General features: G+C 59.1%; 8 protein-coding genes. 2 read left to right on the top strand and 6 right to left on the bottom strand.

The window, feature by feature from the left end; genetic code table 11:
• Positions 1–101 precede the first annotated feature (101 nt).
• The 6 genes from CO667_RS14365 to CO667_RS14340 form a co-directional block, all read right to left on the bottom strand.
• On the bottom strand, positions 102–761 hold the full coding sequence (locus CO667_RS14365; protein WP_097618999.1) for a hypothetical protein: 660 nt from the start codon (positions 759–761) through the stop codon (positions 102–104).
• 218 nt (positions 762–979) lie between these two features.
• Entirely contained in the window at positions 980–4795 is a 3816-nt protein-coding gene (locus tag CO667_RS14360; RefSeq protein WP_097618998.1) for a vitamin B12-dependent ribonucleotide reductase, read from the bottom strand.
• 590 nt (positions 4796–5385) lie between these two features.
• Positions 5386–5976, bottom strand: a complete 591-nt coding sequence (locus CO667_RS14355) for a hypothetical protein (protein WP_097618997.1) — start codon at positions 5974–5976, stop codon at positions 5386–5388.
• 194 nt (positions 5977–6170) lie between these two features.
• Positions 6171–6665, bottom strand: a complete 495-nt coding sequence (gene gpt / locus CO667_RS14350; protein WP_097618996.1) for a xanthine phosphoribosyltransferase — start codon at positions 6663–6665, stop codon at positions 6171–6173.
• A 202-nt stretch (positions 6666–6867) separates the two neighbouring features.
• A complete protein-coding gene (locus tag CO667_RS14345) occupies positions 6868–7710 on the bottom strand; it encodes a universal stress protein (protein ID WP_097618995.1) in 843 nt (280 codons plus the stop codon).
• A gap of 107 nt (positions 7711–7817) precedes the next feature.
• Positions 7818–8594, bottom strand: a complete 777-nt coding sequence (locus tag CO667_RS14340) for a competence/damage-inducible protein A (RefSeq protein ID WP_097618994.1) — start codon at positions 8592–8594, stop codon at positions 7818–7820.
• A 263-nt stretch (positions 8595–8857) separates the two neighbouring features.
• Between CO667_RS14340 and wrbA the strand changes: the two genes are divergently transcribed.
• Both wrbA and CO667_RS14330 read left to right on the top strand, forming a co-directional pair.
• Positions 8858–9454 carry an NAD(P)H:quinone oxidoreductase type IV gene (gene wrbA, locus CO667_RS14335; RefSeq protein ID WP_097618993.1) on the top strand — a complete coding sequence of 199 codons (597 nt, stop codon included), beginning with the start codon at positions 8858–8860 and terminating at the stop codon, positions 9452–9454.
• 968 nt (positions 9455–10422) lie between these two features.
• The gene (locus CO667_RS14330) at positions 10423–12354 is read left to right on the top strand and encodes a hypothetical protein (protein ID WP_097618992.1); all 1932 of its coding nucleotides are present in this window, start codon (positions 10423–10425) and stop codon (positions 12352–12354) included.
• The last annotated feature ends 8 nt before the right edge of the window (positions 12355–12362 follow it).

Raw genomic sequence — 12362 nt, 5'->3', positions numbered from 1 at the left:
CAGCACCCAGGATGAATCACAATTCTGCTGATTTGGGAATCCCACCTCGATTCCGATAAGCAATGAACCGCTCTAGCCGTGCTGGCATTTTCAGACGGTCTTCAAGCTATCGGCCGTGGAACCTCTGGACCAATTGCTGGAATACCAAGTTCTGTCCGCGCCAGTTCACACTGGGTATCCAGCATTGCGAGCAGATTTTCGCCAAGAGCGGCATGCTCCCTGGTCGCGTCTGACCAGCGGTAAAACCTCCCGTCTTGCAAAGACAAGACTGCAAAATCATCCGGCCGATGTTGAGGCGGAAATCGACTAGCCACAGCGCACAGTGCCGCTAGCACAAGATTGCCACTCAGTTCCTGTTGGGTGTTCCAAACATGAACTGCGGTTCTTCGCCCGTCGAGTTCCAACAAGAAGTCAGGTTGAAAGGTTACTTTAAAAAAACCTCTAGGACTCAAAAAAGTGAGAGCAGGACATGCCTCCAGTAAGCCTGGATTGTCCTTTCGCCATATGAAAAATCGTTGAAGCCCTCGTTTGGCCGAGGCTCTCTCGGGGGCCTTCGTTATCTGATCCGTCGATGCTAGAACCTGTGCCTCTGACAGTCCCTCGAAAGCAATCTGCTGAATTCGCAGTCGGAGACTTCGGTGATAATCGAACCCGCTTTTGCTCGGTTTGTGTCGCTCGCGGATCGCCCGCTTCTGCGGTTTGGGGTTAAGGCAAACCAGCTTCAACAAAAAGGAGAAGCCAAATGTCTTTACAGGTGCCATCACCAATCCCTTCGAAAACCGGGAGCACTCAAGGTGTCCAGGCGTCATTTGAATGCTGATTTCTGCCGATCTTCGTTGTCTGTTTGTTCCTATTTATCTTCCGGACGCCGAAGCGCCCGGAAATTATCATTAGGTAGGTTGGCCAGTTTCACAGTCTATTGGCCAATATCATGTCGGTTTCCGCGATTAGCCCTAAGAAGAACCCGACCAGCGCCTACTCAGCTGCACCCGCTCGTAGCACCGCAAGTATCGCACTTCTCACAAGTGCCATTCCGCACCATCGTGAAGTTCTGGCATTCCGAGCACATGTTGCCGGTATAGCCCTGCATGATCGAGCGCTGGCGGCGTTCGGCTTCCACCTTCTTGGCTTCCGTCTTGGCCGTTGCCGCGTCGGCGGCTGCCTTGTCGGAGAAGAGGGCGGTGGCGTCGCTGGTGAGTTCCTCGGTCACTTCTTCGGCGATCTCTTCCGCCAGTTCCTTGGCGCGCTCCTCGTAATCGCGCTTGAAGGCGACGATTTCGGAGGTGGAGATGGCAACTGTCGGCTCCAGCTTGCGGGCGGCGGCACCGGCAAAGGCGGTCACGGTGCCAGAGGAAGCGGCGCGGGCAGGGGCCGCGGTGGCGGCCCCCTTGGGTTCGCCGGCCTGGCGTTCGCCGCCGGTGCCGGAGACCAGGGTCGGCTTGTAGCCGCGGGTCCAGCCGGTGGAGAGCAGGTTGGTCTTGCCTTCCTGAATGCCCTTGCCGAGCGCAGTGTTCGAGAAGTCAGACGTATCGACATGCGCGAGATCGTGACGGCCGAGATAGGAGACGGCAAGCTCGCGGAAGACATAATCGAGGATCGAGGTGGCGTTCTTGATCGCATCATTGCCGATGACCATGCCGGCCGGCTCGAACTTGGTGAAGGTGAAGGCCTCGACATATTCCTCGAGCGGCACGCCATACTGCAGGCCGAGCGAGATGGCGATGGCGAAATTGTTCATCATCGCACGGAAGGCCGCACCTTCCTTGTGCATGTCGATGAAGATCTCGCCGAGGCGGCCGTCGCCGAATTCGCCGGTTCTGAGATAGACCTTGTGTCCGCCGACGGCGGCCTTCTGGGTATAGCCCTGGCGGCGGTTCGGCAGCTTCTCGCGTTCGCGCGAAACCCGTTCGATCACCCGCTCGATGATCTTCTCGGTGATGGTGACGGCCTGGGCGGCGACCGGCGCCTGCAGCAGTTCCTCCAGCGCATCCTCGTCGTCCTCGTCCTCGATCAGCGAGGCATTGAGCGGCTGCGACAGCTTCGAGCCGTCGCGATAGAGCGCATTGGCCTTGAGGCCGAGCTTCCAGGACAGCAGGTAGGCGTTCTTGCAATCCTCGACGGTCGCCTCGTTCGGCATGTTGATCGTCTTGGAAATCGCGCCGGAGATGAAGGGCTGGGCCGCCGCCATCATGCGGATATGGCTTTCCACGGAGAGGTAGCGCTTACCGATCTTGCCGCAGGGATTGGCGCAATCGAAGACCGGCAGGTGTTCATTCTTGAGGAAGGGCGCGCCTTCCAGCGTCATCGCACCGCAGACGTGGATATTGGCGGCTTCGATGTCCTTCTTCGAGAAGCCGATATGGTCGAGCAGGCTGAAGCTCATGTCGGCCAGCTGTTCGTCTGAAACCTTCAGCGTGTCCTTGAGGAAGTCGGCGCCGAGCGTCCACTGGTTAAAGACGAACTTGATGTCGAAGGCGCTCTTCAGCGCGGCGTTGACGGCTTCAACCTTCTCGTCGGTGAAGCCCTTGGCCTTCAGCGTCGACGGGTTGACGGACGGCGCCTGGTTCAGGTTGCCGTGGCCGACGGCATAGGCCTCGATTTCGGCGATCTGGCTCTCGGAATAGCCGAGCGTACGCAGCGCGTCGGGCACGGCGCGGTTGATGATCTTGAAGTAGCCGCCGCCGGCGAGCTTCTTGAACTTGACGAGGGCAAAGTCGGGCTCGATGCCTGTGGTGTCGCAATCCATGACGAGACCGATCGTGCCGGTGGGCGCGATGACCGAGACCTGGGCATTGCGGTAGCCGTGCTGTTCGCCGAGCTCGAGCGCCTTGTCCCAGGCCGATTTGGCGTGGGCGACGAGATCCTGGTCGGGGTTTTCCGAATGGATCAGCGCGACCGGGTTGATCGACAGCGCCTCATAGCCTGAGGTTTCGCCATGAGCGGCGCGGCGATGGTTGCGGATGACCCGCAGCATGCTCTCGCGGTTCGGCGCGAAGTTCGGGAACGGCCCGAGTTCGGCAGCCATTTCGGCCGAGGTCGCATAGCAGATGCCGGTCATGATCGCGGTCAGCGATCCGGCAATAGCGCGGGCCTCGGTGGAGTCATAGGGAATGCCAGACGACATCAGCAGGCCGCCGATATTGGCGTAGCCGAGGCCGAGCGTGCGGTATTCATAGGAGAGTTCGGCAATGCGCTTCGACGGGAACTGCGCCATCATCACCGAGACTTCGAGCACGACGGTCCACAGGCGGACGGCGTGTTCGTAATCGGCGATATTGATGCGCTTGGTGGCCTTGTCCTTGAACTGCAGCAGGTTCAGCGAGGCAAGGTTGCAGGCCGTGTCGTCGAGGAACATGTATTCCGAGCACGGGTTCGAGCCGCGGATCGGGCCGCCGGCCGGCGAGGTGTGCCAGTCGTTCATCGTCGTGTTGAAGTGGATGCCCGGATCGGCCGAGGCCCAGGCGGCGTAGGAAATCGTTTCCCAGAGATCGCGCGCCTTCAGCGTCTTCATCACCCGGCCGTCCTTGCGGGCGGTCAGGTTCCATTCGCCGTCATTTTCGACGGCGCGCAGGAAGTCGTCCTTGATCGAGACGGAGTTGTTGGAGTTCTGGCCCGAGACCGTCAGATAGGCTTCCGAATCCCAATCGGTGTCGTAGGTCTTGAATTGGAGATCCTTGTAGCCCTGGCGGGCGAACTGGATGACGCGCTGGACGTAATTCTCCGGAACCTGATCCTTCTTGGCAGCGCGGATTTCGCGCTTCAGGGCAGGGTTCTTGGTGGGGTCGAAGCAATCGCCGTTGTCGCCGCCTTCGCAATTGAAGCAGGCCTTCATGATCGCCTTCAGATGCTTGGCGACGACCTTGGAGCCGGTGACGAGGGCTGCGACCTTCTGCTCTTCCTTGACCTTCCAGTTGATGTATTCCTCGATATCGGGATGGTCGATATCGACGACCACCATCTTGGCGGCGCGGCGCGTCGTGCCGCCCGATTTGATGGCGCCGGCGGCGCGGTCACCGATCTTCAGGAAGCTCATCAGGCCGGAGGAACGACCGCCGCCGGAAAGCTTTTCGCCTTCGCCGCGCAGCATCGAGAAGTTGGAGCCGGTGCCGGAGCCGTATTTGAACAGGCGGGCTTCACGCACCCAGAGGTCCATGATGCCGCCTTCGTTGACGAGATCGTCCTCGACCGACTGGATGAAGCAGGCATGCGGCTGCGGATGTTCGTAGGCCGACTTGGACTTGGTCAGCTTGCCGGTGAAGGGGTCGACATAGAAATGGCCCTGGCCGGGACCGTCGATGCCATAGGCCCAATGCAGGCCGGTGTTGAACCACTGCGGCGAGTTCGGGGCGACGCGCTGGGTGGCGAGCATATAGGCAAGCTCGTCCTTGAAGGCTGCAGCGTCTTCCTCGGAGGAGAAATAGCCGCCCTTCCAGCCCCAATAGGTCCAGGTGCCGGCAAGACGGTCGAAGACCTGGCGCGCATCGATTTCGGAGCCGGTCTGTTCGTCCTTCGGCAGGGCCTTGAGCGCAGCATCGTCGGGAACGGAGCGCCACAGGAAGGAGGGAACGTCGTTTTCCTCGACCTTCTTCAGCCGGGTGGGGACGCCGGCCTTGCGGAAATACTTCTGCGCCAGAACGTCGGTCGCGACCTGGGAGAACTGCGCGGGAACATCGATATTCTCGAGGCGGAACACGATCGAACCGTCGGGGTTCTTGATCTCGCTCGTCGCCTTGCGGAATTCGATATCCGCATAGGCGCCTTGGCCGGCCTTCGTGAAACGACGTTCGATGCGCATGGTCTTGACCTCGTGTTGGCGCCCGGTCCCCACGACCGGGGCGCAAAATTCCTATCCGGCGGCACTTTGTCGTCGTGCAGCCAGTTTCGTTTCCGTATTGTCACAGGGGTGTCATCCGGCGATGGCCTTCCTGTATCTTGTGGTGATGGTGGCTGCAAACACTAAATATAGTATTAACAGCTTATTATCGCCAGTCCACGACGTCACTTTTTTTGGAGGCTGAAAATCGCGCAGAAATCCTGTCAGGCCTGATACCGTTTCCGGTCCATCACCCTGATTCCGCGTCCAATTTTTCAAAAGGAAACCGGGCTCGTTACCTCCGGTCCTGTCGCCGCCGCAACATCAGGGACAGTAAGTTTGAAACAGGTGATTCCGTCAAGGGCTGGATCTTAATTGATTGCTAACCACAACATCTTGTGGATGCGCCTGTGAAGATTGGGGAAAGCCGGGGAGTGCTGAAAATACAATGGCTTGCGGGCATTGCCGGCTAAGGAAAGTGCCGGAACGTCAAAAAAACGTCCCGCGGCAAATCTTGTGATGGCATTTTCGGTGCAAATCGGTATCGCGATTCGCCCTGTTGCAAGCGCCCGTCAGAGCGCATCGATGGCGATGGTGACGATGGCGACGCCGATCGGCCTGTCCTCTTCGTCGAGGACGACGAAGCTCGCCTGCGTTTCGAGCATCTGGGTGGATTCGTTGCGTTCGGCCCGGTCGATGAAGATCTCGCGGGAGCCGTTCGCGAAGGTTCTGAGGTATTTCTCCTCATCGCCCTGCCAATAGTCGGCGGTGATGCTGCTTTGCCCGACGTTCAGCCCGTGACTGTCGGTCACGAAAAATTCGAGGATCGCGCCCTGTGAGGCGTCCTGCCTGGTTTTCAGATAGTGCGACACGGATTTGTCGAGCAGCAGCTTGACCATATGCAGATGGTGCTGATCGATCTCCGACCGGTAGGTCTTGTCGAGCACCCGCATGTCCATCTCGCTGACATCGCCGAATTCTGCGTTCTGCTCGGCAATGGCTTTCAGCACCAGCGGTGTCTCCACCATCGGCCGCACCCGTTGCTCGACATAATCGCGCACGAGCGGGATATAGGCAGGCTCGGCGCGGACGGGCGCGAAGGGAAACAGAAACGCCGCCAGCCCGACGGTCGCAGTCGCTCCTCTATGCCCCCACCGCGCCATTTTGGTTCCCTATTATCGTATTGCTCGTTGCACGCCTTAGGAGCAGCCTGCCACGATTCGCAGCCGTCGAGTTTATGAGAAGAAGATAAAATAGATATGCGGATCCCGATACCGGATTCGAGAATCCCCGCCGACAAAATCTGGAACAATTTCAAGTAGTAAATGCGAAGGTTGCGCCTTGTGATCGGTGGCGATCAGCCCGCGCCCTTGGCGATCGGCTCCTGGTAGGTGAAGCCCATATCCCAGGGGAAGTAGATCCAGGTATCCTGGCTCACTTCGGTGATGAAGGTATCGACGGTCGGAACGCCCTTCGGCTTGGCATAGACACAGGCGAAATGCGCCCGCGGCAGCATGGTGCGCACCTGGACGGCGGTCTTGCCGGTATCGGTCAGATCGTCGACGACGAGCACGCCTTCGCCGCCATTTTCCTGAAGTTCGGGCGCGATCCCCTTGAGCAGCATCATGTCGCCCTGGTTCACGTAATCATGATAGGAGGCAACGCAGACGGTCTCGATCAGCCGGATGTTCAGTTCGCGCGAGATGATCGCGGCCGGGACGAGGCCGCCGCGGGTGATGCAGACGATCGCCTTGAAGGTCTGGTCGAGGCCGGCAAGCCGCCAGGCAAGGGCGCGCGCATCGCGGTGGAACTGATCCCAGGAAACGGGAAAGGCTTTATCGGGAAGGGACATCGGGCTGCTCCGCGGCATGAAAAAACAACACGCCGTTTGCCGGCGACCGGATGGACTTGGAGCGGCGATCGGCAAAACGAGAAATCGCGCGAGCTGCAACTGCGCGAGATCGCGAGCTGTGCCGAGGCTCGAAGCTGTCATCGGTCGCGGCAATTAACGGAATTTGCCGGCAAAAGGCAAGAGCGCCGATGATCGCGGCAAGTCAACGCGACAACAGCGTCAGCGCCGTCATCGATTGCAGCAAGGTCTTAGTCGTGCCGCCGAAAATCATCTGCCAGAGCCAGGAATGCGTAGAGGCGCCCATGACGAGAAGATCGATGCTGTCGTCGGAAAGCCGGTTCTCGATGGCATGTGAGGTGTTCTTGTCCACAATCTGGGCCGTCGCAAGCGTCGTCTTCACGCCGTGGCGGGCCAGTGTGGCGGCGATCTCGGCGCCTGCCGTCAGCGGCGATTGCAGCGCCGTGTCGGCCGGATCGACCGAAAAGATCTCCACCTCCTCGGCCGCTTCGAGGATCGGCAGCGCGTCGAAGGTGGCGCGGGCCACCTCTTTCGAGCCGTTCCAGGCGATCAGCACGCGCTTGATCGGCTTCGGCTGGCGGATGATATAGGGAATGATCAGCACCGGCCGGCCGGTATCGAAGAGGAAGCTGTCGACGTCGACATGGCTGTCGGAAGCTCTGGCCGGGTCGGCCTGCGAGGCGATCAGCAGATCGGCGCTGCGCGCACTTTCGATCAGCGGCGCCGAGCCGTAACCGGTGGACGTGGTAAAGCTGCGCCATTCGGAGGAGGCGGCCGATGCATCCGCTTTCGCCCGGAAGATCCGCTCCACCGTAATGGTTTCGCTGTGCGCCATGTCCTGCAGCGCCTGCACGGCGACCGGATCGGGAATTTCCATCGGCGCCACCAGCGGCACGGCGGAGATGGTTTCGGCATGCAGGCCGATCACATGGGCGCCGTTTTCAGCGGCGAGGGCAAAGGCGAAATCGGCAACCGCAGCACTATTGTCCGATGTATCGAGAATGGCGAGAATGGTTTTGTAAGACATATCAATTCTCCTTGCGCTGAAATGGCTGCCGCGAGGGAAGGAATGCATCGGACCGTTCGCAAGTTCCTTGACAGGGATCAAGGATGGCCCCCGTTCCGGCGTTTCCCTCAAGCCTCGGCGGAATGGTTTTCTGTGATGTCTTTCCTCCGGCGGATGGCGTCGATCATCGCCTGCACCTCGGCGCCCGCCGCCTCGATCACTGCCTGCGAGCGGCCGCGCACGACGATTTCGGTCGAGAATTTTTGGCCGATATAGCGCGGGTAGGAGCCGATGCTGGTGTCCGGATGGGCTTTCTGAATCGCGGTCAGCGGCGTGCCGATTTCACCTTCGCCGTAAGGGCAGGCGATGGCGAGCGACAGCACCGGCGTGCCGGTTCGAAGCGTCGGCAGCACATTGTCGACCATCGCCTGGAAGACCTGCGGCACGCCGGCCATGACATGGACATTGCCGATGATGAAACCCGGCGCCGTCGAGACCGGATTGGCGATATGGGCAGCCCCGCGCGGCATGCGCGCCATGCGCTGGCGCGCTTCGGTGAATTCCATCTCGCGGCGCCGATACATATCGGCCAGCAGCGCCATTGCCGTTTCGTCATATTCGCAGGGTACGCCGAACGCCTTGGAGATGGCATCGGCGGTGATGTCGTCATGCGTCGGCCCGATACCGCCCGAGGTGAAGACATAGTCGTATTTGCCGCGAAGCGCGTTCAGCGCCTCGACGATCGCCTCTTCCTCGTCAGCGACGATGCGCACCTCCTTGAGGTCGATGCCGGAAAGGGTGAGCAGATCGGCGAGGTGGCCGATATTCTTATCCTTGGTGCGGCCGGAAAGAAGTTCGTCGCCGATGGCGAGCATGGCGGCGGTGACGACGATGGCATGGCTCATGGGATGTTCCGTGATGTGAAGCTGGTGAATAGGTAGTGCCGTTCGATCGCTTTGCAAACAGCCGAGAGCATGATGCCGCGCAGTGCAAGCGGTTATCGGACGGCATCATCTGCGTCCATTTTGCCGAAATGAAAAGGCAAGTGAATTTTCGTCTACATCAGGTGAACACTGCGTCCTTGAGGGCAGGGCTTTGTTCAACCAGGCGCGCTGATAGAAATCCTTCGGTCACGAAATTCAACCCCCTGTTTCAAGGAAGATAGAAGATGGCGAAGGTTCTCGTCCTTTATTATTCGGCTTACGGCCATATCGAAACCATGGCCTATGCCGTTGCCGAAGGCGCGAAGTCGGCCGGCGCCGAGGTCACCGTCAAGCGCGTTCCGGAACTGGTTCCGGAAGACGTCGCCAGGGCTTCCTATTACAAGGTCGATCAGGCCGCTCCGATCGCCACCGTCGACGAACTGGCGGAATATGACGCAATCATCGTCGGTGCCGGCACCCGCTTCGGCACGGTGGCCTCGCAGATGCGCAATTTCTGGGATCAGACGGGCGGCCTCTGGTTCGCCGGCAAGCTCGTCGGCAAGATCGGCTCGGTGTTCACCTCTTCGGCCACCCAGCACGGCGGCCAGGAATCGACCATCCTCGGCTTCATCCCCACCTTCCTGCACCAGGGCATGGTCGTTGCCGGCCTTCCCTATGCCTTCCAGGGCCAGATGGGCACCGAGGAAGTCAAGGGCGGCTCGCCCTACGGCGCGTCCACCATCACCAACGGCGACGGCTCGCGCCAGCCTTCCGAGATCGAACTCGAAGGCGCGAAATACCAGGGCGCCCATGTCGCCAAGCTTGCCGCCAAGCTCGCTTGATCCTTGACGCCGGAATGATGAGGTGCGGCGGCCGTGAGGCTCGCCGCGCCTTTTAGTACACTCGAAAAAAGGCGCAGCTAACCCGAACATTGTCGAACCAGTCCGCCTTCGTTCCCGACGGAACTACGGCGCGACAGCCTTCGCTCTGTGAGCTCGGCTCGCCGAGCCGAAGCGCGCAGAGCGAAGGCTGGTGCGGACGGCGGGGGTCGAACCCGCAAAGCCGAGGCCGAGGGATTTTCTTACCAGCTACGGCTTTCGCCGCCGCCTTCCGGCGTTTGTGGTCTGGACTATACCTTCACCCTAGCTTTTGCCTTAGGTGCTGCCCGTCTAGTCTCTACACCTTCCCCTTGCAGGGCTTGGCTCGGGATTGCCATCTGACAGGTTTCCCCGACTTTGAGCAGTTCTACATCCGGCGTTTCCGCCAGTGCACTCAATTTGCTTTAAGTCCCTTGTGTCTACCGATTCCACCACGTCCGCGTGGTTCTTCCTGCTAACAAAGAGAGACGCTATTCTCAACCGATATTCAGGGGTTGGGATGCGATTCCGCTTCAAAGTTTGGAAGCCCCTCTATCGCCTTACGACAATCCGATATCGGCTGGAGAGCTGGGTGTGGGTATCAGGGTTGGGAATATGGCATTCCCAACGTTTGGTCGCTTCGAATGTCCAGTTGAATTGGCCGTAAAGCGACGATCCGGCGTGCTGATCAAGGCTGCGATAAGCAACGGCGCGTCACGCAGTTGCAAATTGACATTGTTGCTACGCAAGGTCAGGATAGTTTGATTGCGAGAAATATTTCATGCAAGTTGGTGTAGAAATCCGAGCATGACTCCTGGGGCGTTCAAGCTTGTTGAATTTGGTAGACGTTGGGACAAAGTGCCGGCAGAGGTAGTGTTTGCGACTTCTACTGTTGCAATACGTGCACTTCACTTTTCATTGTGAACGCCGGGACATGTGGTGACTAGGGCAAAATGGCTTTTGTTCTGAAGACCTTCGGGAGGTTGCATCTCGTTGACGAGAATGGCAGCGCTGTCGCCTTTCCCGAGAAAGGCCTGCTGCTCCTTGCCTATTTGTTCACAACCGATCAAGGGTCGGCGGATCGAGCAACGTTGGCTCGCTTTCTCTGGGGTGAAGCCGACAGGGACGTTGCACTTTCGACTTTGCGTAAGGTGATTTCGAGAATTAAGGCCCGTCAAATCGATCTCGGGGTTAACGTCCTTTCATCTCAGGGCAATATGCTCACCCTCGACCGGGGTTCTCTGTCGTCCGACATTCTGCTGTCGGACAAGGAGGAAGAGGTCGAGCCGTTCTCGCGGCTGAGGCAGCTGGTGAAGCTGATGAACCAGCCTTTTCTGGGACCGGTCCATAGCCATAGCCGTCAGTTTCAGCGCTGGCTCGCCGAACGTGAAAATTACCATGTCGAGCTTCTCGCAAATACATTGAGAACGGCGTCGCGATTGGCCCAGTCGCCAAAGGAATCCGAAATCCTGAGGAAGGCTGCGGTGATCCTGTTTCGGACCGAGCCGAAGGATCCGGAAACGCTGCAATTGCTGATCCGGATATTCAACGCCGAAGAGGAAGTTGAATCTGTTCGGAACTATTTTGAACAGCGGCGCAATTCGAGTTTGAGAGGCATCGCCGTGCGCACCGGATCGGATGACGGTGACGCAAAATCGCGGCGTCCGCCATCAGCGCCATCGAAGGCGAAACTCGAGGCGGCTCTTCCTCTCGAGCCCGAAGATGTCCGTATTGCAATTCCCCGCCTGGTACTGCTTCCCCCCAGGAACCAATCCGTTCGGCCGCAAGCCGGTTTTCTCGCCGCATCTCTGGTGGAGGATATCACGATCGGATTTTGCGTCTTCAACAGCCTGGAGGTCATCGCCCCGTATTCGGCGGTTCAAATCGGCCACCATGTGGAGACGCAGAAGGCCTTCTTTGAACGCCATCGCGTCAACTATATCCTCGACACCCGGATCAGCAGTACGGGCGATGAAGTGACCCTGTTCGCCCAGTTGATCTTTTTCGATCAGAATCAAATTGTCTGGGCGGAAAGGTTCAGCCTCGATCGGATGGATCTCGCCAGAGACAGGAGAGTTGTTGCCCGGCAGATCGCTCTCTCCGTGTCCAGCGAAATCGAGCGCCATGAGGCGCTGCGCGAAGATCTGAACCCGGTCGCTTACCATCGATATCTTGTCGGCAGGCGGCACCTGGCGCGGTTGACACTTCCGAACCTGCGGCGCTCCCGCAAGGAAATGAAAGCCGCGCTAAGCGTAAGTCCCGATTTCGCACCGGCGCTGAGTTCGATGGCGCGGACCTACTCCAAGGAATGGTTGTTGACGGCCCGGGGAGATATCGATCTTTTGCAATTGGCCGAGACCTTCGCCAAGCAGGCCACCGAGATGCGTTCGGACTTCGCCGATGGCTATCGCGAGCTCGGTGTCGCCAAACTGTTGCAGGGCGCGTTTGATCAAAGCGCCGAAGCAATGGAAGTGGCCGAAAGCCTTGCGCCACACTATGCCGACGTGATTGCCGACTATGCGGACACGTTGGTTCACTGTTCGCTCCCCGCCATGGCCTTGCGAAAGATCGAGCGGGCCATTGAGCTGAACCCGCTCGGTCCCGATACGTATTTCTGGACCGCTGCGGGAGCAAACTATGCCCTCGGCGAATTCGAAGCTTCGCTGGACTATATCGGGCAGATGGCGGATCCCAATCTGGCGGACAGACTGTCTGCCGCAAGTTGGGCCATGTTGGGCCATCAGGACAAGGCGCGGATCTTCGTAAGAAGGTTTCGTGAAGGCAATCCGGACTTCGATGTGGACAAGTGGTTGTCTGCAGTTCCAAGTAAAGAGCAATGGCATAAGGATCTTTATCGTGAAGGCCTGAAGAAAGCTGGATTTTAAAACATCAA

Origin of the sequence: Rhizobium sp. L43, assembly GCF_002531725.1 — a bacterium.
GTDB lineage: Bacteria > Pseudomonadota > Alphaproteobacteria > Rhizobiales > Rhizobiaceae > Rhizobium.
Note: the sequence above shows the minus strand (reverse complement) of the source record. Positions and strands in the feature narration are given on the sequence as shown.

Excerpts from the sequence above, each read along its gene's own strand:
- wrbA (WP_097618993.1), top strand. The coding sequence starts at position 8,858 with ATGGCGAAGGTTCTCGTCCTTTATTATTCGGCTTACGGCCATATCGAA.
- CO667_RS14330 (WP_097618992.1), top strand. The coding sequence starts at position 10,423 with ATGGCTTTTGTTCTGAAGACCTTCGGGAGGTTGCATCTCGTTGACGAG.
- CO667_RS14360 (WP_097618998.1), bottom strand. The coding sequence starts at position 4,795 with ATGCGCATCGAACGTCGTTTCACGAAGGCCGGCCAAGGCGCCTATGCG.
- CO667_RS14345 (WP_097618995.1), bottom strand. The coding sequence starts at position 7,710 with ATGTCTTACAAAACCATTCTCGCCATTCTCGATACATCGGACAATAGT.
- gpt (WP_097618996.1), bottom strand. The coding sequence starts at position 6,665 with ATGTCCCTTCCCGATAAAGCCTTTCCCGTTTCCTGGGATCAGTTCCAC.
- CO667_RS14355 (WP_097618997.1), bottom strand. The coding sequence starts at position 5,976 with ATGGCGCGGTGGGGGCATAGAGGAGCGACTGCGACCGTCGGGCTGGCG.
- CO667_RS14365 (WP_097618999.1), bottom strand. The coding sequence starts at position 761 with ATGGCACCTGTAAAGACATTTGGCTTCTCCTTTTTGTTGAAGCTGGTT.
- CO667_RS14340 (WP_097618994.1), bottom strand. The coding sequence starts at position 8,594 with ATGAGCCATGCCATCGTCGTCACCGCCGCCATGCTCGCCATCGGCGAC.